The sequence below is a fragment of the Paenibacillus sp. J31R109 genome, from assembly GCF_059692055.1.
Window position 1 is genome coordinate 84,308 of the sequence record NZ_JCAUAR010000015.1, and the last position, 20,893, is coordinate 105,200.

Annotated in this window: 20 protein-coding genes; all 20 read left to right on the forward strand. The window is 42.3% G+C overall.

What is annotated here, in order from left to right:
* The first annotated feature begins 398 nt into the window (after positions 1 to 398).
* Positions 399 to 3,596 (forward strand): S-layer homology domain-containing protein, encoded by a 3,198-nt coding sequence (locus AC58QT_RS27665; RefSeq protein WP_497411813.1) that lies wholly within the window; start codon positions 399 to 401, stop codon positions 3,594 to 3,596.
* Between the two features lie 64 nt (positions 3,597 to 3,660).
* The gene (locus AC58QT_RS27670) at positions 3,661 to 4,197 is read left to right on the forward strand and encodes a hypothetical protein (RefSeq protein WP_497411814.1); all 537 of its coding nucleotides are present in this window, start codon (positions 3,661 to 3,663) and stop codon (positions 4,195 to 4,197) included.
* A gap of 149 nt (positions 4,198 to 4,346) precedes the next feature.
* The gene (locus AC58QT_RS27675) at positions 4,347 to 4,616 is read left to right on the forward strand and encodes an alpha/beta-type small acid-soluble spore protein (protein WP_310501084.1); all 270 of its coding nucleotides are present in this window, start codon (positions 4,347 to 4,349) and stop codon (positions 4,614 to 4,616) included.
* A gap of 289 nt (positions 4,617 to 4,905) precedes the next feature.
* Positions 4,906 to 6,120, forward strand: coding sequence for a methionine adenosyltransferase (gene metK / locus AC58QT_RS27680; RefSeq protein ID WP_497411815.1), 1,215 nt, complete (start codon positions 4,906 to 4,908; stop codon positions 6,118 to 6,120).
* Between the two features lie 185 nt (positions 6,121 to 6,305).
* Positions 6,306 to 6,563, forward strand: coding sequence for a hypothetical protein (locus tag AC58QT_RS27685; RefSeq protein WP_497288510.1), 258 nt, complete (start codon positions 6,306 to 6,308; stop codon positions 6,561 to 6,563).
* A 195-nt stretch (positions 6,564 to 6,758) separates the two neighbouring features.
* Entirely contained in the window at positions 6,759 to 9,386 is a 2,628-nt protein-coding gene (locus tag AC58QT_RS27690; RefSeq protein WP_497411816.1) for a stalk domain-containing protein, read from the forward strand.
* Between the two features lie 97 nt (positions 9,387 to 9,483).
* The gene (locus tag AC58QT_RS27695; RefSeq protein ID WP_310501080.1) at positions 9,484 to 10,671 is read left to right on the forward strand and encodes a sensor histidine kinase; all 1,188 of its coding nucleotides are present in this window, start codon (positions 9,484 to 9,486) and stop codon (positions 10,669 to 10,671) included.
* Positions 10,649 to 11,374, forward strand: coding sequence for a response regulator (locus AC58QT_RS27700; protein ID WP_310501079.1), 726 nt, complete (start codon positions 10,649 to 10,651; stop codon positions 11,372 to 11,374). Before AC58QT_RS27695 ends, AC58QT_RS27700 begins: the two co-directional genes overlap by 23 nt.
* A gap of 82 nt (positions 11,375 to 11,456) precedes the next feature.
* Complete coding sequence (locus AC58QT_RS27705) at positions 11,457 to 11,852, forward strand: hypothetical protein (protein WP_497411817.1); 396 nt, start codon at positions 11,457 to 11,459, stop codon at positions 11,850 to 11,852.
* A 48-nt stretch (positions 11,853 to 11,900) separates the two neighbouring features.
* Positions 11,901 to 13,748 (forward strand): ATP-dependent helicase ComFA, encoded by a 1,848-nt coding sequence (locus AC58QT_RS27710; protein WP_497411818.1) that lies wholly within the window; start codon positions 11,901 to 11,903, stop codon positions 13,746 to 13,748.
* Positions 13,749 to 14,050: 302 nt separating this feature from the next.
* Positions 14,051 to 14,497, forward strand: a complete 447-nt coding sequence (locus AC58QT_RS27715; protein WP_497411819.1) for a ComF family protein — start codon at positions 14,051 to 14,053, stop codon at positions 14,495 to 14,497.
* Between the two features lie 108 nt (positions 14,498 to 14,605).
* Positions 14,606 to 15,031, forward strand: a complete 426-nt coding sequence (locus AC58QT_RS27720) for a flagellar protein (protein ID WP_310501075.1) — start codon at positions 14,606 to 14,608, stop codon at positions 15,029 to 15,031.
* Between the two features lie 104 nt (positions 15,032 to 15,135).
* Positions 15,136 to 15,405, forward strand: a complete 270-nt coding sequence (flgM, locus tag AC58QT_RS27725) for a flagellar biosynthesis anti-sigma factor FlgM (protein ID WP_497411820.1) — start codon at positions 15,136 to 15,138, stop codon at positions 15,403 to 15,405.
* 29 nt (positions 15,406 to 15,434) lie between these two features.
* Complete coding sequence (locus AC58QT_RS27730) at positions 15,435 to 15,938, forward strand: flagellar protein FlgN (RefSeq protein WP_310501073.1); 504 nt, start codon at positions 15,435 to 15,437, stop codon at positions 15,936 to 15,938.
* Between the two features lie 31 nt (positions 15,939 to 15,969).
* On the forward strand, positions 15,970 to 17,577 hold the full coding sequence (gene flgK / locus AC58QT_RS27735; protein WP_497411821.1) for a flagellar hook-associated protein FlgK: 1,608 nt from the start codon (positions 15,970 to 15,972) through the stop codon (positions 17,575 to 17,577).
* A gap of 36 nt (positions 17,578 to 17,613) precedes the next feature.
* Positions 17,614 to 18,534 (forward strand): flagellar hook-associated protein FlgL, encoded by a 921-nt coding sequence (flgL, locus tag AC58QT_RS27740; RefSeq protein WP_497411822.1) that lies wholly within the window; start codon positions 17,614 to 17,616, stop codon positions 18,532 to 18,534.
* 15 nt (positions 18,535 to 18,549) lie between these two features.
* Positions 18,550 to 19,134, forward strand: coding sequence for a DUF6470 family protein (locus AC58QT_RS27745; RefSeq protein ID WP_497411823.1), 585 nt, complete (start codon positions 18,550 to 18,552; stop codon positions 19,132 to 19,134).
* Between the two features lie 75 nt (positions 19,135 to 19,209).
* Complete coding sequence (gene fliW, locus AC58QT_RS27750; protein WP_497411824.1) at positions 19,210 to 19,650, forward strand: flagellar assembly protein FliW; 441 nt, start codon at positions 19,210 to 19,212, stop codon at positions 19,648 to 19,650.
* A gap of 20 nt (positions 19,651 to 19,670) precedes the next feature.
* Complete coding sequence (gene csrA / locus AC58QT_RS27755; RefSeq protein ID WP_497411825.1) at positions 19,671 to 19,901, forward strand: carbon storage regulator CsrA; 231 nt, start codon at positions 19,671 to 19,673, stop codon at positions 19,899 to 19,901.
* 162 nt (positions 19,902 to 20,063) lie between these two features.
* Entirely contained in the window at positions 20,064 to 20,888 is an 825-nt protein-coding gene (gene hag, locus AC58QT_RS27760) for a flagellin Hag (protein ID WP_497411826.1), read from the forward strand.
* The last annotated feature ends 5 nt before the right edge of the window (positions 20,889 to 20,893 follow it).

Genomic DNA, 20,893 nt, shown 5'->3' on the forward strand with positions numbered 1-20,893 from the left:
TATACTAAGTTTGTAGCCGAGGTGATAGACGCGAAGCTACACAAGAGATGAAGAGTTATAAGTCTTAAATGGTTTTTACAACAGAATACTTTGAACTAGGAGGAATCATTGTTGTAAAAGTAAAAAAATGATGAATTTAAATTTTTTTAAAAGTATATCGCAACTTTTTTGAAACTTCTGCGTTTAATACTTTGAAACACCCAATGAAAGAAAAGTTATACATTGGATAATTCATCGAAAATAGTTCTTTACGATCCAGAGTGATCAATGTATAATGTAAATTGGTCTAGGTTCCTATTTATTTCATTACAGTTTACTAGTTTCAAATGCAGTCTGAGAGCTGCAAGCGAACCTTAGTTATATTATGCTCTAACTCTGGAGAGGGGGTGAACAATAAGATGAGTAAATCGAGCTGGAATAAAGAACAAACAAACTTAAAAAATAAAACTCACGATATTCAAGGAGGAGAAAAAAAGGTTATGAAAAAAAGTTTAAAAGTAATCGCAACAGCAACACTAGCATTCTCCATGTTTGCATCGGTAGCAATGGCTGCTGAAACAACTCCAACGGCTGTAACTACACAAGCAGCAGTTAAAACTTCCAAAGACTTTAAAGACCTTGAAGGTAAAGATGCAGCGTTGCTTGCTAAAATCGATGCATTGCTTGCAAAAGGTTTCATGGATGGTAAATCCGATACTGCATTCGACATCGAAGGTAACATGACTCGTGCAGAAGCTGCTAAGCTTGTTGCAAAAATCTTCAACCTAACAGTTGGTACTGAAACAACTTCTTCTTTCAAAGATGTTGACGGAACTGATGCTTCCCAAGCATGGGCAATTCCTTTTATCGAAGCAGCTAAAAAAGCTGGTATCATCGATGGTATGACAGATACAACTTTCGCACCAAAAGATAACGTAACATTGGGTCAACTTGCTACATTGCTTGTTAAAGGCTTTGGTAAAGCAGCTGATGTTAAAACTACAACTCCTTGGTACCAAGGTTACCTAGATACTGCTAAAGCTAACGGTGTTGACTTGGGTACTGATGGTGCTAAAGCTGCAACTCGTGCTGATCTTGTTGTAGGTTCATACGCAGCTGACCAAGCTGTTCAATCACAAACTAAAGCTTCTGTAACAGAAGCTAAAGCTACTGGTGCTCAAAAAGTAACTGTAAACTTTAACAAAGCGGTTGACACTACTAAAGCTACATTGAGCTTGAAAAAGGGTTCAGTTGATGTAGGCGTTACTACAGTATTTGCTGATGATAAAAAGTCCGCAGTGTTGACGTTAAAAGATAATGCAAAAATTGGTGACGCTGAATACACAGTAACATTAGCAGGTTTGGACGCTGCTTCCGTTGGTACTGCGACAGCTAAATTTACGGGTACAGCTGAAGTTGTAAAAACAATTGGCTTTGGCGATGCTAATGATACAATTGCTCAATCCAAAAAAGCTAGAGTGAAAGTTACTGCTAAAAACCAATACGATGAGATTGTTACGCTTTCAGCTAGTAACTTCACAGTTACAACATCTGGTTTTGACAGCAGTATTACAAAAGACAACACTGGAGCATTGGTTGTAACTATTGACACTACAACTACTACTGGCGTAGGCGCTGTAGCAACTACTCCAGGTTTAACTATGATTCCTATTTACGTATACGAAAACGATTCCCGTGTATCTGCACAAAAAACATTTAAATTAGGTACACAACCTTTCGTATCTAAAGTTGAATTTGGAACTATTAAATATGCTGATGGTAAAACAGCAATTGCTTCCACAGGTGATGTAGCTACAATTCCTGTAACGCAATTCGACCAATACGGCAATCCTGTTGCAGAAGATTCAGCTGCAATCTCGAATGTAAACTTGATCGTTTCTCCATATTCTGACAAAATTAAAGCAGAGTATGACGATTTTGATAATGATAACTTTGGTGAGGTTCGTGTATCGTTGGCTGGTCGTGTTGAGAAATCAGACGATTACAACATCACAATCTATGCTGGTTCTTCAACTGCTACAACAAAAGTAGCTGTTAAATCGTCTAAACTTGCAGTAAAAGTTGGATTTGCTGACTTCGCTAAAACATTAGCTGAAGGCGATCTAATCGATCAATACGTACCAATTGAAGCATTTGATGCTGATGGCAACAAATTGACAGCAGATGAAATCGTTGATGCACAAAACAGTCAACAAATCAAAGTATCAGGAACTAACGTATCCCTAGTTAAAGGTGGCGTTGAAGGACCTGTTGAAATTCAAACAACTGGTGAACACAAAGGTAAAATTCACCTAAACAAAGTAATCGGTAATGCTGGTAGCCAAGCGTACTTCACTGCTTACATTGCAACTGCTGGTGCTAATAGCTATGCTAATAAATCAATTAAAATTGAGAAGGTTCGTACTCCGGACGGTTTCAAAGTTGATACAGCAGCAAACACTAAAGGTGTGTTGAATACTGGTGATGATTTCAAAATTTTCATTATCGACCAATATGGCGAAAAAATGACTACTAACCCAACTTATACAGAAAATGGAGTTCCAGTAACTTACTCTGTATATGTTCAAGCTACAGAATCTCTAACGCTTAACACAAGTGTAGGTGCGGCTCCTAATAGTTACTGGCCATCTAACCTAAAAATTACTGGTCAAACAGGTAATACAGGTGTCCTTGGTCTTGCTGGAATTGCTGGAGGAGCAAATGTAACTTATAATCAATCACAGTTTGGTCAATTTAACTCCGGATTTAACTTTGCAACAACTGTAGTAGATACTCACGGTGGTCACGGTGGTAAAATTGAATTTAAAGCAGTTCTTCAAAAGAATGTAAATGGTGAAACTTATGTTCCATCAGTTGGTGCAGCACCAGTTACTAAATGGAGAGATGTTAACTCAATTAGCAGATCTTACATCAATGCTGATGCATCTACAGAAGAATTGACTTATTCCTTGAATACAATTGGCGATCTTTTCGCAGCTAAAGATAGCGGCATTCTGGATGCTAGTCAAAAAGTAACTGAAACTGGCGGAGTAGCTAAGAAAGTTGCTGTTACAGCGAAAGATGCTTCTGGCGCTGTTGTTTCCTTGCCGAATGATCGTATCGTGTCTGTAACTAGCTCTAGCTATGATGTTGCAGTAGCTAACGTTGGATCTGGTACAAACCCAGCAACAACTGGTTGGGTACTTGGTAACAAAGCAGGAACAGCTAAAATCAATGTTATCTACAAAACGGTTAAAGATGAGCAAAAACAAGCAACACTTGACGTAAATGTTAAAACTGATGCTGTAACTGTGGCTACTTTGACTGCTGATGCAAACAAAACAAGTACAGTTGCTGGTGCTACAAGCCTTCAAGCTGCTACTTTAATGAATCTTAAAGCAGTTGACAACTATGGCATTGAGTACAAAGATGCTAAAGTTGGAAACTACTACAACTTGATTGGTGTTGCGTTTATTCTTGAAGATCCAAGCGCTGCAGGAATTTCTGTTGACACAAAAACAGGCGTAGTTACTGGTGCTGTAGCTGGTAATACTTTCACTTTGAAAGCATACGCTGCTAATGGCAAAACCGTAACAACTTTCGTAACATTGAACTAATTTATCAGTTACAAAAAGATGACCCGAAAGGGTCTCTTTTTGTTTTATAAAAACTTAAAATGAGGTGAATAAATTGAAATATAAAATGTTTGCAGTACTAATAGCAATAATAACAATTTTCATAAATATATTTCCTACATCCCAAGCCGAAGCACCAACTGCAGGCGGTACCGACCCACTCATCACCCAAAGCTACTTCGAACAAAACACCTTAAGTGAAACAAAGGTGAAAGAGATCGTTGCAGCTGCGCTAGCGGCCAATGGCCAAACGAGCGCTGGTGGTACTACCCCGGCGGCAGCAGCGAACATGAAGGTTGTCCAATTGGAAAATGGACAAACATTGTACGCAGGCGCTGGCGCGGAGTTTATCGTGCGAACCGGCAGAGTGCTAGCGGTGAGCAACGATGAGAACGGCATCCCGGATGTAACGGGAGGCAAAGACCTTATAGCGGGGACGGAAGTCGCGCTGAATCATCTTTTGATTTTCCCGACAGAGGGCCGAGGTATAAAGTCATCGCCGAAGAATACGGCGGACATTTTTGTCATGGTGCGCGGGAGCTATTTGATTTTGAATGCAGATGGTAGTAAGGTTTCGCAATAAATGTCTACTCCATAATTTTACCCAAAATGACAACTTCTTATGCGTGTTGGCTTTGGGATTCTAGCCATACTAATCATTGTACTCAGTTGAGAAAAGCGACGACTTACCGCGTGCATGATCACACTTAAACTCTGAGGAGGCGTTTGGTTATGGCTAGAAGTAAAGTGGTACCTGAATCGAAAAAGGCATTAGATATTCTAAAGTATGAGATTGCAGCTGAACTAGGCTTGCCAGTAGGCAACCATATGTCATCGCTTAATGCAGATACGGAGTTTGCGTCAGAATTAGGCTCTATTCAAGCAGCTCCCATGAGAAAAGAATCCTGGGGACATATCACATCTCGAGATAACGGAGCCGTAGGCGGACGGATTACGCAGCGTCTGATCCAACGAGCCGAAGAAACGTTGTTCACTCTCTAGAGAAATACGCATTTATTTCCTTTATAAAGATTGCTGTGATGAATTGACACTAGACGACAAATGAAGTAAGATAATTTATTGAAGGTCAATCTTTCATTTAACCTTTTCCAATCGGAAAAGGTTCATTTTTTTTGCGGAATTCAATTATCTTTACAGCGCATGAGCGCAAAAGAGGGATTCCGTTTGGCGTGAAAAGCTGCCGCTAAAGCCGGGCCCGATTTTTTTATTATAGAGGCATCGAGTAGAAGCTTTTCAAACATACTAAATGTACTGTAGGAGGATGAATAATATGGCTCAAGTTCGTGGACGTCGTTTATTTACATCCGAATCCGTAACAGAAGGTCATCCAGATAAAATTTGTGACCAAATTTCTGACTCGGTTTTGGATGCATTTCTTGCTAATGATCCGAATGCTCGTGTAGCATGTGAGGTTTCTGTAGCAACTGGTTTGGTTTTGGTAATTGGTGAAATCACTTCAAAGTCTGAATATGTAGATATTCAAGCAATTGCTAGACAAACAATCAAAGAGATTGGTTACACACGTGCGAAGTACGGCTTCGACTCCCAAACATGTGCGGTTCTCGTTTCTTTGAACGAGCAATCTCCTGATATTGCACAAGGTGTAGATAGAGCCCTTGAAGCAAGAGAAGGTTCCATGTCCGATGAAGAAATCGAAGCAATTGGTGCTGGTGACCAAGGTTTGATGTTCGGTTTTGCAGTAAATGAAACACCTGAACTTATGCCTCTTCCGATATCGATTTCTCACCAACTAGCTCGTCGTTTGACTGAAGTTCGTAAGAATGGTACTCTTCCATACCTGCGTCCAGATGGTAAAACACAAGTTACTGTTGAGTACATCGACGATAAACCTGTTCGTGTTGATGCGATCGTTGTATCCACACAGCACGATGAGAATACTACTTTGGAGCAAATCCAAAAAGATATTAAAGAGCACGTTATCCTTCCAATCGTTCCAGCGCACTTGTTGGATGAGAAGACAAACTACTTCATTAACCCAACTGGCCGTTTCGTAATCGGTGGACCTCAAGGGGATGCTGGTTTGACTGGTCGTAAAATTATTGTTGATACGTACGGTGGTTACGCTCGTCATGGTGGCGGCGCATTCTCCGGTAAAGATCCAACGAAAGTTGACCGTTCCGGTGCGTACGCGGCGCGTTATGTTGCGAAAAACATCGTAGCTGCTGGCCTTGCTGAGAAATGTGAAGTTCAATTGGCTTACGCAATTGGTGTTGCTCGTCCGGTTTCCATCGCGGTGGATACGTTCGGTACAGCTAAAGTAAGTGAAGAGAAGCTTGTTGAGCTAATTCACGCTAACTTTGACCTTCGCCCAGCGGGTATCATTAAAGAGCTTGATCTTCGTCGTCCGATCTATCGTCAAACGGCGGCTTACGGCCACTTTGGTCGTAACGATCTAGACGTTCCTTGGGAGCGTACAGATAAAGCAGAGACTTTGAAAGCACAAGCGTTAGAGCTTAAGCATTAATATACGGAAGCCGTCCTTCGGGGCGGTTTTTAATTTATATATTTATTTACAAAAGTAAATAATAAATTTACACATGTGATCATGTGTGGTAGTATATGTATATGTCATCTGATGCTAATTCATAGGGAATTATGTTATGATAACTAGTAGATAAGTTCTGTTTTACGAGAAGAAGGGAGAGCGATATGTTAGATAACGATTTGAAAGACGCACTTACCGCTATACTTAGGGCAGAATTATCACCAGTTCTTGTGAGGTTAGATGGAATTGACACTCGTCTTGATAAACTCGAATTCGAACAATCTCAAATCAAACAAGCTGTCCTAGAAACCAATGAGATCGTGAAACGATTGGAAAATGTTCAAGAACAACAACATAGAATTATTGAACTACTCTCGGCGCGTTCGATTGAACAAGAGGCTAAGCTTAAAAAGATTATATAAAAATTATTATATAGCATCTCAAGCAGAGAGCAGACCCGAAAGGGTGGTGCTCTTTTTTAGTCATTATTTCCTTATATTGGCTTATTTGAGTGCGTTTCCTGACATATGAATACAACATGGAGAATATCGTAACTTTTTCCATAGTTTAAGAGTCTATATAGGTATCGTTTAATTGATAGACATGGAAGAAATAGATTGAAAGAGGAGTGGAATGGCAACGTGAAGGTACAGAGGCAAGTAGGAATAGCTGCATTGGCTTGCGCTATGATGTGGCAGCTGGTTGCGGGAACTACGGTGAACGCGGCGGGCACGAAGCTGACATTGAGCTCGCAGGACACGATTACATCAGGCGCAATTATGAAGAATTACGTATGGACGACAACACGAAGTAATAAAGAAGTATCGGTGAATGCTAATGTGATTGAGGTTGATTTGACGAACCCGAACGTAAAGATAGACGCAATGGCAGGCACGAAAAATCAGTTCACAAAAAATCAGAGTGTTCTTGGCATGGTAAAGGATACGGGAGCAGTAGCTGGGGTAAATGGTGATTTCTACAATACACAAGCAGAGGGAGTACCGGAAGGCGCGCAGATTACAAATGGACAAGTCATGGCGACGCCAGCGAAGATTTCGGGACTGTATTCTTTTGCTATTACGAAGACGAATCAGCCAATTATTGATATTTTTGATTTTCAGGGTAAGGTTACGGCAAAGGATGGTACATCCTTCGAACTTGGTGGCGTGAATAAGACGTTCTACTGGGATGATAACGATGTACCGTTGATTGCAGATGGCCTATTCCTTTATACCAGCGCTTGGGCGATGACACAGCGTGCTGTGGACGGTACACATGTACCTACCGAAGCCCTGATCCAGAATGATATCGTCAAGGAGATTCAGATTGATACGAATGTGAAAATGGTTGCGCCTGTGGATGGTTATATCCTAAGAGGCTCGGGATTGGCTAGAGAGTTTATTGTGAATCATCTCAAAGTTGGAGATAAAGTTACGACGAAATATGACATGGTTCCACACGATGCGTCCAAGACGTATGATTGGAAAAACTTTAAAATGCTCATCGGCGGCAGTACATTGCTAGTAGATGAGGCGAAACCGAGTTATTTTACGAGGAATATCAATGATTTTAACGGATATAGTCCAGTTTCACGTACAGCTGTGGGTTACTCAAAGGATTTGAAGAAGGCCTATATTATAACGGCGGATCGTAGCGGTAATAGTGCGGGAATGACACTTCCAGAATTACAGCAATTCATGATTGATGCAGGTGTTTGGAGGGGGATGGTGCTTGACGGCGGAGGTTCGACACAGATGGTATCTAGGCCGTTAGGCGACGTGGATCCGAAGCTAGTGAACAAAACGCAAAATGGCAATCAACGTGCTGTAGCCAATGGGTTAGGTGTGTACTCGACAGCACCGAAGGGTGAGTTGAAAGGTCTTATTTTACAAGGGCAATCGCTATTATTCATGAATGAATCCAGCACTTATCAATTTAAAGCTTATGATGATTATTATAATCCAATTGCCGTTACGGGCATCATTCCTCAGTGGAGCAGTACGGTTGCGAATGGTTCTTTTAAAGATAATGTCTATACACCAACAGTACCAGGGAAAACGCAAATTGTCGCTAAATCGGGAAAAGGATCGGCGACCATGGATGTCGAGGTTGTCGGGCGTGACCAGATCACATCAATGGCGTTCAGCTCAGGGGCGTTCTCTTTGACAGAGGGGGGCGATTTCAAGCTGCCGATAACCGTTACAACACGAAGTGGAGCAACACGAGACTTACCCGCGGCATCAGCTACTTGGGAGCTTAGCGGAGTCAAGGGTACGATTACCAACGGTATTTTGCATGTAGATAGTACAGCTGGGGCACAAACGGCTCAAGTTATCGCGAAATACGATGGGTATAGCACAATGGTTACTTTGCCAGTCGGGCAGGAGAAGGTTTGGTATGACCTAGATAAGTTCGCGGTAATGACGACAGGTGATAAATATCCGGCAGAGGTTGTTTCTACGGTGAATATTACACAAAACAATGGGAACAAGAACTTGGAAATCGCTTATGATTTCTCAAAAGGACAAGGTACAAAAGCAGCCTACGCGAAGTTTAATAACGGAAATGGTGCGCCTATCGAGGGTCAACCAGAATTTATTACGGCGAAAGTCCTGGGTGATGGCAGTTTCAATTGGGTTCGTGCTGAAGTCATAGATGCGGACGGTAAATTGAACTATGTGAGTTTTACGGAGAACATGAACTGGACAGGCTGGCGTAAGGTGACAGCAGATGTGTCAGATCTTAAAGCTCCCCTATCCGTTAAAAGTATTTATGTGGCAAATCCAGCCAATGGGCAGGATGAAAGAGCTGCTAAAGGGAAAATTAATATTGATGATATTTCTTTTATTTATAAAGGACAACTACCAGCTCTTCCGAAGAATGCAATTAAACTTACAGTAAACAAAAAGCAAGCAACACTAAATAGTAAACCAATGACGTTGGAGCAAGCGCCGACAATTGTAAAAGATAATACCTTGGTTCCCCTTCGTTTCGTTACTGAGGCTTTGGGTGGTACGGTGAAGTGGGATGACAAGGAACGTAAGGTAACCGTCATACGTGGAGATAAACTAATTGACCTATGGATTGATCAAGCTGATCTCATTGTCAATGGCGGTCGAATCACGGCTGAGGTGGCACCGGCAATCATGAATAACGTGACTATGGTCCCATTACGACTGATTTCGGAGCGATTAGGCTTCAAAGTAGGCTGGGATCCCCAGAATTATGGAATTTCTATTGAATAAATAGTACTAGAAGTACACGGCAAAAAGGAAAAACTATGCTACAATATGGGGTAGACAACTTACTACTATATCGTTTTTTAAAAGGAGCTCGTTTCATGTGCAACCAGACGCTATAGACCAGGTCATAACCAACGCCATTAACGTCATGGAAAGCAGCAAGTATCAATTATTTGAAATTGCTGAGTCATCACGCTTAGAGAAAGAGTCGCTTGCTCGTGAGCTGAATGACATAAAGCATGAGACGGGTGTCACGATTGATCTCGTGGATATGTTAGAAAAAGAATACAAGAGGTCGCGGATCCGGCTCACGGAAGTTAGCCGTGATTTCAACAAGTATCGAGAAGAAGATATCAAGATTGCTTATGAGGCCGCTATCGCTTTTCAATTACAGTTAACTGTTGCACGGGAAAAAGAGAATAATCTTAAGGACCGACGCAATGACCTGCAGGTTCGCATGAAGAATGTGGACAAGCAGGTAGAACGCGCTGAGACAATCGTCTCACAGATGAATGTGGCATTAGAATATTTATCAGGAGATCTCAATCAGTTAACACGAATAATTGAGTCTGCTAAGAATCGACAACTACTTGGGCTGAAGATTATTTTGGCTCAGGAGGAAGAACGCAAACGAATTGCACGAGAAATTCATGATGGCATGGCCCAAACGTTGGCGAATGTCGTGCTTAGGACTGAAATTGCCCATCGCATGCTTTTGAAAGAAGATATGTCGGCAGTTAAGGACGAGTTAGTCGATTTGAAGGGACAAGTCAGAAATGGCCTTGAGGAGGTTCGGAAGATTATTTTCAACCTCCGGCCAATGGCGCTCGATGATTTAGGGATTGTACCTACATTACGGAAATATGTGCAGGATTTCGAGGATAAATACCGAATCCACACACAATTCAACTTGGTTGGGAAAGAGGCACGTATACCATCAGGGTTAGAAGTTGCTATTTTCCGATTGGTGCAGGAAGCTTTATCGAATGTATATAAACATGCCAAAGCAACCTTCTTGTCTGTTGAACTCACATTAGAGCCAGATCAAGTACAAATCTACGTTGTTGATAACGGGGTTGGTTTTGATGTGAAGCTAACAGAAATAAGAATAGCCAAGGGAAATAACTTCGGGTTACTGGGAATGCGAGAGCGTGTAGAGCTACTTGAAGGTACGATGGTGCTTGAGTCTGAGAAAGATTCAGGAACAAAAATTACGATGCTCATCCCTATCGGCGGCGTTGGAGAGAACAAGGAGGATAATCAGAATGGACAACACGGGGAGTCATAAACGCAATGTGCATATTGTCATTGCAGACGATCATCAGCTATTTCGTGAAGGTGTAAAAAGAATTATTAATATGGAAGATGATATGGAAGTTATCGGTGAGTGTGGCGACGGCATCCAGGTCATTGAACTGTGTAATCAAATCACGCCAGATATTGTGCTCATGGACATTAATATGCCCCTTGAGAACGGTGTGATCGCTACAGAACGCTTGAAACTGATTTTTCCTGATATTAAGGTTATTATTCTCTCTATTCATGATGATGAGAGTTATGTGTTTGAAACGCTGCGCAAAGGGGCTTCAGGTTACTTACTCAAGGATATGGAAGCGGAGTCACTCATCAACGCGATTCGTTCGGTTGTTGCAGGGCATGCCTACATTCATCCTAAGGTAACAGGCAAGCTTATTAATCAACTTAGACGCATGACATACTTGGATGACGCTGGTGTGGTAGGAACAGGCACTGGAGTGAAGGATTCCGCACTGAAATACATACATAATACGAATAGCCCATTAACCAAAAGGGAAGCAGAAGTGCTTCGTCTAATGGCTGAAGGTAAAAGTAATAAATTGATTGGCGAGTTTTTGTACATTAGTGAGAAAACAGTGAAAAACCACGTAAGTAGTATTCTTCAGAAAATGGAAGTAGATGACCGTACGCAAGCGGTAATTATTGCTATTAAAAACGGTTGGGTAACGCTGTAATTTCCCGGCAGTTTCATTTCTGTGCCTACAGGAACCCCCCTTTGCTCTGCCGCATACACTGCAGGTAAGGGAGGGACCCGCTATGTGGATTGGATTGCTTTGTATCTTCGGTTGCTATGGCTTCAGCATTTTGGTACTTCATCTCTTATTGGGTACCCGTAAAGGGACGAAGAAGAAACCGGCTACTATTTTACTTGTTACCAAAAATAATCAGAATCAGATTGAGTGGGTAATACGCTCGTTATTTTTCTTTTCGCGTGTAAAAGGCAACCAAGTCAAAGCAACGATTATTGACGAAGGTTCGTCGGATGATACGAGAGAGATCGTTGAGCGTTTATCCCAAACGTATGCGTTAGATCTGCGTTTTCAGACTGAGTATGATGCGGTTGATCGTTTTTTAAGTCAGCATGACGAAGATCCAGTTGTACTCGTTCATCTCAGTAATAGGGAGGAACTTATTAAAATACCTGTGGTCTAAGGGTAAACGCTTTCAAATTTAGATGCTAAGAAGAGAGTGCGGTGAGGTATGAAGGTTCAGCTCTATGCCGTTCGCAAAGATCAGGTATGGGAATGGCAATGTACGATACACGCCCAAACAGATATTCAATATTGGTTCGAGCATTACGCAGCCGACGCCGGCCTCGTATTGTTCGAACCTTTTGTTTCGTTAGGGCAAGGTGTGCGGCTGCTCGAAGGATTGAGGAAGAGGTCAATTGGAGTGGCTTCTAAGACTGTTAGTGAGGATCAGTTACTCGCCATGGTTAGGCGGGAAGCAGCGACGATTGGCATAGATAACAGGAAGTACATTTTGAAAATGATAGACTACGCGTCATGGCGTGAGGGACATATGCCGAGAGTTAAATTGCTTCCAGATGTTTATGTAACACTCGTTGAAGCTTGCAGAGGGCGTTCTCTGCTAGTTGATGAAGTTCAGCAGTTAATTGAGGCATCTGGTTCTGAGTTAACAGGGTTAGACACGACATGGCCAGCCTATTTGCAACTCGCTTACCTCAACGGGGATGCGGCGCTCACGAATGGTTTACTTAATCAAGAAAAACGTGATTGGCGAAGGTGGCTTAAGAAAGCTTCGCATTACACCTGTAAGCGCTGTGGTAGCGGTGAATCACGGATGTTCTGGTCGTCTTGCTTAGAGTGCGGGCAAGCTTGTCCCTATTGTGAGGAGTGTCTCACGATGGGCAGGGTTCGTCATTGCTCTCTGCTTGTTCTTGGAGGCTCAGGTGATGCAGCAGCTATTGCCAAGGCTGGCGAAGATCTACAAACCTACATAACGCCTTGGGGACTCAGCGATGCCCAAACCCATGCTTCCCTTGAGGGATTGAGCTACATCCAAGGGAAGCAACCTGATGGCCCAGGTAAGTTCCTCATCTGGGCCGTTACGGGAGCCGGGAAGACCGAAATGATCTTCCCGTTCATACACTACACCGCCGCACGTGGCGGGCGAGTGCTTATTGCTACACCACGCAAAGACGTGGTGTTAGAGCTACAACCGCGCATCCAGCGGGCGTTCGCCGATTACAGCGTGGTCACGCTGTATGGTGGCAGCGAGCAGCGCTGGGAGCAAGGGCAAATCACGATCGCAACCACGCATCAGTTGTTGCGGTTTCATCAAGCTTTTGACCTCGTTATCATCGATGAAATTGATGCTTTCCCCTACCACAATAACCCCATGCTTAGTTATGCAGCTGACAAAGTATGTAAGCCTAGCGGAACCAATATCCTGCTATCAGCAACACCGCCGACCAGTGTTCGGCAAGCGGCCGAACGGGGATGTCTCCCTCATGTACGGGTGCCTGTCCGTTTTCATAAACATCCTCTGCCAGTACCGCTGTTAATAACGACCCCTCCCCTTAGAAAGTCCATTGCTGCACAAACCATTCCACTATCCATTCAATCCCGATTAGAAAGTTCTATTGAACGTGGTGCGCAGGTTTTTGTCTTCGTCCCAAATATTCAGCTCGTAGAGCCGATGGTTGCGTTATTAAGAACGAAGTTAAAAGGTGATGTAGCTGTTCGCGTGGAGGGCACTTCCTCCAAAGATCTATCGCGTACGGAGAAGGTACAGCTTTTCCGCAATCGGGAGATTCGTATACTGGTCACGACAACCATTCTTGAACGAGGGGTGACCGTGCCCAAGTCTGACGTTTTCATTTTAGATGCAGACTCGAAGTTGTTCGATGAAGCAGCTCTTGTTCAAATGGCAGGTCGCGCAGGAAGGTCGAAGGACGACCCGCATGGCAAGGTGTATTTGGCAGCTGCAGAAATAACCGCATCACAGAAGGAAGCAGTGAGGCAGATTAAAACGATGAATCGAATTGCACGCAAACAGGGTTTTCTACAAGGAGGCAAAGGATGAACCTAAGGTGGAGCCGGCTAGGTAGCGTGTTATTTTCGCTATTAGGCCCTAAGCGGGAAGAGTGTTTATTATGCAAACAGAAGACCAATCTAGAAAGAGATGAGTTAGGGTTGTGTCACGCTTGTTACGCCCGAATCCCGTGGATTCGAAAGGTTGTTTGTTCAACTTGTGGCAGGGGAGAGTTCTGTCCGGATTGTCGTCGGGGCCCGCACACGCAATTTAAAAGAAGCCGAAGTGCAGTTAGATATGATGAAACAATGAAAGAGCTTCTGGCTAGATATAAGTACCGAGGAGACGAGCGTTTGAAGTCTGTTTTTGGTCATATGTTGGTCCATTCGTTTCAGTTGATTCAGCTGGAAAGAGGAGAAGTTGGACAGGTGCGGGAATTCATTACCTATGTTCCAGTTAGTGAACGCCGAATGCAAGAACGTGGTTTCAATCAGGCGGAGCAGATGGCAAGCGAGTTAGGGCGACGAGTAGGAATCCCAGTCATTAGCTTACTCAATCGTTCTAAGCATACGGATAAGCAAAGCTTTAAGAACCGCAGTGAGCGAATTGACGATCTTGCGGATGTTTTTGAAGTGGATGCCAAGGGGCACTGTGAAATTGGAGAACAGGGCGAGGCCATAATCATATATATCGTGGACGATGTGTATACGACAGGAAGTACGATGAATCAGTGCGCGAAGACGTTGAGGGAGGTTGTGACGATCCCTGTCGAAATTTATGGAATTACTTGGGCAAGGTGATGCGGGAAGGTATTGTTTATTATGAAAATAGTATTAGGCAAAAGCTGTCGAATTGCGGTAAACTGGAATTAAAAAGTGGGAATTGGGAATACTAAAGGAGGGCGCACGATGGGTATGAATGTGGTGAATTGTTCGCGTTGTGGAAAGATATTTGTGAAAGGCTTTGCAGAGCTTTGTCCGAACTGCATGAAAGACTTGGAACAGCAATATGAGAAATGCGTGAAATACCTGAGGGAGTCTAAGGGTGTCAATATAAATGATTTAAGCGAAGCAACAGGTGTAAGTGTTAAACAAATTACTAAGTTTATTCGTGAAGGTCGCATTTCTATTGTGAATGCACCTAATATGTCTTACCCATGTGAAGTGTGCGGAACGTTAATCCGTGAAAATACGATCTGTGAACCTTGCCGTATGAAGCTCGTTAAGGACGTACGCAATAATTCGGAAGATGAGTTGCGCAGGGTTGCTAACGAAAAGAAGGAGAATCAATTGAGTTTTAACATCAAGGATCGCCTTCGTGATCGACATAAATAAAGATACATAGATAATCTAAAGTTTTATATACGAAATGCCGATAATATGTTTAACGATTATCGGCTTTTTATTTTTTAGGTCAGAGAACATAGGAGTGTTATAGTATGAAAATTAATGATAATGGGCGCATCGGAGCAGTTAATTCTTATAAGAAAACAGGGGACGCCAGTTACGCTCAATCGGTTGGCAAGAAAGGTAAAGCCAAGGATCAAGTGGAAATTTCCGCTGAAGCGAAGGAACTTCTTGGCGCTCAAGGAATTCGTACGGAAGAGCAGTCTGTTCGAATCGAACAATTGAAATCTTCTGTTGCATCGGGCACGTATCATGTAGATGCGGGGAAGATTGCTGCAAAACTCCTGCCATATTTGAAGTAATCAACATGAGAAAGAAGCGGTGAACGAACATGTCGTCGATACAGTCGTTGTTAGAAACGATGGATAAGCTTAGTGAAGCTCATGAAGCGCTGTTTGAGCTTGCGCAAGAGAAAACACAACCTCTCGTTCGCAACGATGTTGATAAACTAAACATGATAGTTAATAAAGAAAACAAATGGATTAGGTTAATAACTGAGGCGAATCAACAGCGCATTCAACTCATAAGCGCATACCTAATTTCCAGAGGATACAACCCGAATCCTAAGATAACAGTTAGTGACCTGACTAAGGTGATTTTTAAAGCTGAGGAAAAAACTGCGTTAATAGAAGCGCAGCGAAAGCTTCTTGAAATCATTAAACGGCTGAAGGAGCGCAATGTGATCAATCAGCAATTGATTGAACAGTCTCTTGCATTTATCGATTATACGGTCGATCTCGTTTTAGGCGGACCTGAGGATAACATGGTGTATCAGCATCCAAATCAGCAAGCTTACGGAACAAAAAGAATGGGGATTTTTGATACAAAAGCTTAGAATCTGTTAACACGAGAGGAGATTCGGTATCATGCGTTCAACCTTCACGGGTATAGAAATATCGAGACGTTCATTGTTTACACACCAAGCGGCAATTCAAACCACTGGTCATAATATTGCGAATGCAAATACAAAAGGCTATTCAAGACAAACTGTCAACATGGTCGCAGCGGCCCCACTCGAGTATCCTGGCTTACAGCGGAGCAACGTTCCTGGGCAGATGGGTCAAGGTGTAGAGTTTGATTCTATCACTAGAATTCGAGAGAAATTTCTGGATGATCAGTTCCATAATGAAAATAAAAACCTTGGTGATTGGTCTATTCGTAAAGATACATTGGAAAAACTCGAAGCGATTATTAATGAGCCTTCTGACACTGGGATTCGTAAAACAGTCGAGAATTTCTGGAATGCGTGGCAAGAACTGAGTAAGTCGCCAGAGAATACGACGGCTCGTGTACTTGTTAAAGAGCGCGCGTTGGCCATGACAGATGCATTTAATCAGTCTTCTAAGCAGTTACAAGATTTATCCGGAGATTTGACGACGAATATCGGCATTAAAGCAACAGAGGCCAATACTGCAATTAAACAAATTGCCAAATTAAACGAAGAAATTTTCCGAATTGAAGGTCTCGGTGACAATGCTAATGACTTGAGAGATCAACGTGATCTACTCCTAGACAACTTGTCGAAGATTGTAAACATTACTCATACAGAAGTAAGTAGTGGATATAACGTAAGAATGGGCTCTGTCAATTTAATCACAGGTAAAGAAGTAAACACCACATTCACAACGGAGTCACTTGAAGCTTCTGCGACTACTGGTGACTTAAATAGTGGCGAAGTTTACGGGATGATTCAATCTCGCGACAATTATGTGGGTAACTATCAATTTCAATTAGATTCTATGCTGAAAGCAATCGTTGAAGGTGATATCCAAGTTTCTCTTCCAAGTGGAATGGTGGTCCCGGCTGGAACGACGTTGAATGTCGTGAACCCGGATGGCACGCTTACACCAAGGACTTTTGGCACCACGATTCAGGACAGAACTTTGCCCAATGATTTGAATGTAAGTGTAAAGGGATTTAATGGCCTACATCAGTTAGGATACTCTGCGTCGAGTCCGTTACAGTCTGGCATTTCATTCTTCGCATTAAAACCAGGAGCTACGGAATATAATGCAAGTAGTGTTACTATCAATTCGGAAATTCTGAAGAACCCATCGAATATTTCATCATCTGTTAGAAGTTATATGGATACGGATGGCGTGGAAAAAGTAGTTAAAGGTAATAACGATATGGCTTTGCTGCTTTCAAATTTAAAAGATAAGAAAATTAATTTCGATGCCTCATCAACAGGTGGTACCGTTCTTCAAGATGGTACTTTCGATGAATTTTACCGCTCTATCGTTGGTCAACTGGGTGTTCAGAGTCAAGAAGCATCTAGACAAGCTGAGAATCAACAAATCTTAGTGGATCAAGTTGATTCCAATCGACTAGGAGTTAGCGGGGTTTCGTTAGACGAAGAAATGTCCAATTTGATTAAGTTCCAGAAAGCTTACGCCGCGGCAGCCCGTGTTATGACGACATGTGATGAAATGCTAGATAAGGTTATTAACGGCATGGGTCTCGTTGGACGATAGAAGGTAATAAATAGATATGATCGGGAGGTCTGAGCCTTGGGCACACGAATTACGCAGGGTATGATGAATAATCAATTACTTCGGAATATTTCGGCTAACTTATCAAGAATGAATGAAAGCCAGAATCAATTATCTACGGGTAGAAAGATTAATGCCCCTTCGGACGATCCTGTAGGTATTAGCTTTTCGCTTCGCTATCGAAGTGAAGTTTCTGTCAACGATCAGTATCAAAGCAATGCGGATTCGGCGGTTTCTTGGGTCGACTTTTCAGATGGGATGCTTGGACAAGCTGGCGATGTGTTGCAGCGTGCCCGTGAGCTGGCAGTACAGGGATCTACTGGCTCTAACCCGCAACTAGCTCTGGATGCAATTAACGTAGAGGTAAAGCAGCTCTTCTCACATATGGTTAACATCGGAAATAGCCAATTTAATGGGAAATATGTATTTAATGGTCAATTAACAGATAAACCTCCATATAGTGAGGCGACTGCAGATGCTGACACAGGAACAGTCGACGATGGCGAAATCAAGTTTGACATGGGCGTAGGCGTAAGAATGCCAGTGAACGTACTTGGCAAGCAAGCATTCGGCGTACCTTATGATGCTACTGATCCTGCGAAAGACAATGTATTCAAAGCGCTTCAAGATTTGAGTACAGCTTTATCTTCAGGTGATATAAAAGAAGTAAGTGATAATATTATTGGAAGATTAGATATACTGCATGATAAGCTACTAGAAGCAAGATCGGATATTGGCGCAAGAGCAAATCGTATTGGTCTTTCCCAATCCCGGTTACAGGATATTGGTCTGAACCTTCAAACGTTGCAATCCAAAACAGAAGATGCAGATATGTCCGCAGTCATCACCAACCTTAAAACGGATGAAAATGTGTACCAAGCCTCATTATCTGTAGGATCAAAAATCATTAGTACGAGCCTGATTGATTTCCTAAGATAGGAAGGGGATAATAAAATGGGCATTCTTCCCCTTCCTCAAATACAAATTCACCAGCAGTATGGACGAATTGGTATCGATGCTGATATGGGGCAACTGGAGATTCAGCAGCCTCGAGCAACGCTAGAGATAAGGACAACTCCATCCAGACTAGAGATTGATGCAGAACCAGGTAAGTTGCAAATTAATAATACGAGATGGCACGACGCACTGGGATTTGGCCCTTCTCTTGATGTGATGAGTCGAATCTATTCAAAAGCGAGCAATATTGGTCTACAGGCAATTTCGAAAATTGTTGAAGAAGGCAATCGAATGGCTGCTATACAGACTGGAGAAAATGTCATTAAATCTCTGGCAAAGGAAAGCATGAATGAGGAGATTGAGATCTTTAAGGGCACAGTTGTAGGCGAAGCCTCACTGGACAATATAGATATCAATTATGAGTCGGGGAAGTTTGACATGCATTTTGAAGCTGCGAAAGTTGAAACCAACGTGACTGTTCATGTTCCTATTATTGAATATCAGCGAGGAAAGTTGGATATTTATATGCTTCAACAGCCTAAGATTGAGATTACACCGCCGCAAATTGATTTGAAATTCTAAAATATGCAACAATAAGGCTATAGCTGCTTTTAGCACTATAGCTTATTTTATTACAAAGCAGAGAGGAATGTTAATATGATTCTCGATACACTGTCACTTGGACAAATAAAATACGAAGAAGAAGACATTATTACTTTTAATCAGGGAATTCCAGGATTTGAGGATCTTCATAAATACTTAATCATTGAGTCAAATGATCATGAGGCGATCGTCTACCTGCAATCCATTGAAGACAGTCTATTGCATTTTGCGATGATAAATCCATTCTATGTGTATATGCAATATGAATTTGTGCTTGAGGAAGCTGATCGAGAAGAGCTTGGGATTCAGGCGGAGGAAGATGTGGCAGTGTGGTCACTTGTTACGATGAATGAAGATGTCGGACAGACAACGATTAATCTGCTGGCACCAATCATCCTTAATAAAAAGGGCAAGAAAGCAAAGCAGGTCGTATTGCATAAATCGGAATATCGTACAAAGCATAAGCTAATTGAATTAATGCAGGTATCAACTTAGAACAAAAAGGAGGGAATAGCATGCTTGTTCTTTCAAGAAAAGTTGGAGAATCGGTTATGATTGGTGATCAAATTGAGCTTATCGTGTTAGGAACCGAGGGTGATACAGTAAAACTTGGTATTATTGCTCCGCAAGAGCAAAGAATATTACGAAAAGAAATTCATTTAGCGATCAGGGAAGCGAATAAAGAAGCATCTGACTCTGTTGCGAAGATTGGTGATTTATCGAGATTTATGAAAAAGAATATTTAATTTATTCGTTTGCTATAAACTATTTGTCGAATCCCTCCGATATACATATTATAGCGGGGGAGAGTAGTTGGGCGGCCGACCACTTTCGAACTCGCCATCAAGAAAATAAAAAATCAAACCACCACACGGATGTGGGGTATGAACTTCAGGAGGAAGTAAATCATGAGAATTAATCACAATATCGGAGCACTAAACACACACCGTCAATTGATGGGTAACACTGAAGCACAAAGCAAAAACATCGAGAAATTGTCTTCTGGTCTTCGTATCAACCGTGCGGGCGACGATGCTGCAGGTTTGGCAATTTCCGAAAAAATGCGCGGTCAAATCCGTGGTTTGGATCAAGCTACTCGTAATGCTCAAGACAGCATCTCTTTGATTCAAACAGCTGAAGGTGCATTGAACGAAACTCACAGCATCCTTCAACGTATGCGTGAACTAGCTGTTCAATCAGCGAACGACACTAACGTTACAGCTGACCGCAAAGCATTACAAGATGAAGTGAATGAGCTTGGTAAAGAAATTACACGTATTGCTAATAACACAGAATTCAATACTCAAAAATTATTGAATGGTAGCTTCTCTGCTAAAACATTCCATATCGGAGCTAATGCATCTCAAAGTGTTCAATTAACAATTGGATCCATGAGTGCAGGGAAGCTTGCTGTAAGTGGTGCAAATGGTGGTATTTCGATTAGCTCCCAATCTAATGCTAACTCAGCTATTACTACAATTAATACTGCGCTTTCGACTGTATCTACAGAGCGTTCAAAGCTGGGTGCTATGCAAAATCGTTTAGAGCACACAATCAACAACCTGGGAACATCTTCAGAGAACTTAACTGCTGCTGAATCCCGTGTTCGCGATGTGGACATGGCGAAAGAAATGATGTCACAAACGAAGAACTCCATCTTGGCGCAAGCTGCTCAAGCGATGTTGGCTCAAGCAAATCAACAACCACAAGGCGTACTTCAATTGCTTAGATAATTTTG

What these genes read in the sequence shown, in the direction of transcription:
- AC58QT_RS27665 (WP_497411813.1), top strand. Translation starts at nt 399, where the DNA reads ATGAGTAAATCGAGCTGGAATAAAGAACAAACAAACTTAAAAAATAAA.
- AC58QT_RS27675 (WP_310501084.1), top strand. Translation starts at nt 4,347, where the DNA reads ATGGCTAGAAGTAAAGTGGTACCTGAATCGAAAAAGGCATTAGATATT.
- metK (WP_497411815.1), top strand. Translation starts at nt 4,906, where the DNA reads ATGGCTCAAGTTCGTGGACGTCGTTTATTTACATCCGAATCCGTAACA.
- AC58QT_RS27685 (WP_497288510.1), top strand. Translation starts at nt 6,306, where the DNA reads ATGTTAGATAACGATTTGAAAGACGCACTTACCGCTATACTTAGGGCA.
- AC58QT_RS27700 (WP_310501079.1), top strand. Translation starts at nt 10,649, where the DNA reads ATGGACAACACGGGGAGTCATAAACGCAATGTGCATATTGTCATTGCA.
- AC58QT_RS27705 (WP_497411817.1), top strand. Translation starts at nt 11,457, where the DNA reads ATGTGGATTGGATTGCTTTGTATCTTCGGTTGCTATGGCTTCAGCATT.
- AC58QT_RS27710 (WP_497411818.1), top strand. Translation starts at nt 11,901, where the DNA reads ATGAAGGTTCAGCTCTATGCCGTTCGCAAAGATCAGGTATGGGAATGG.
- AC58QT_RS27720 (WP_310501075.1), top strand. Translation starts at nt 14,606, where the DNA reads ATGGGTATGAATGTGGTGAATTGTTCGCGTTGTGGAAAGATATTTGTG.
- flgM (WP_497411820.1), top strand. Translation starts at nt 15,136, where the DNA reads ATGAAAATTAATGATAATGGGCGCATCGGAGCAGTTAATTCTTATAAG.
- AC58QT_RS27730 (WP_310501073.1), top strand. Translation starts at nt 15,435, where the DNA reads ATGTCGTCGATACAGTCGTTGTTAGAAACGATGGATAAGCTTAGTGAA.
- flgK (WP_497411821.1), top strand. Translation starts at nt 15,970, where the DNA reads ATGCGTTCAACCTTCACGGGTATAGAAATATCGAGACGTTCATTGTTT.
- AC58QT_RS27745 (WP_497411823.1), top strand. Translation starts at nt 18,550, where the DNA reads ATGGGCATTCTTCCCCTTCCTCAAATACAAATTCACCAGCAGTATGGA.
- fliW (WP_497411824.1), top strand. Translation starts at nt 19,210, where the DNA reads ATGATTCTCGATACACTGTCACTTGGACAAATAAAATACGAAGAAGAA.
- csrA (WP_497411825.1), top strand. Translation starts at nt 19,671, where the DNA reads ATGCTTGTTCTTTCAAGAAAAGTTGGAGAATCGGTTATGATTGGTGAT.
- hag (WP_497411826.1), top strand. Translation starts at nt 20,064, where the DNA reads ATGAGAATTAATCACAATATCGGAGCACTAAACACACACCGTCAATTG.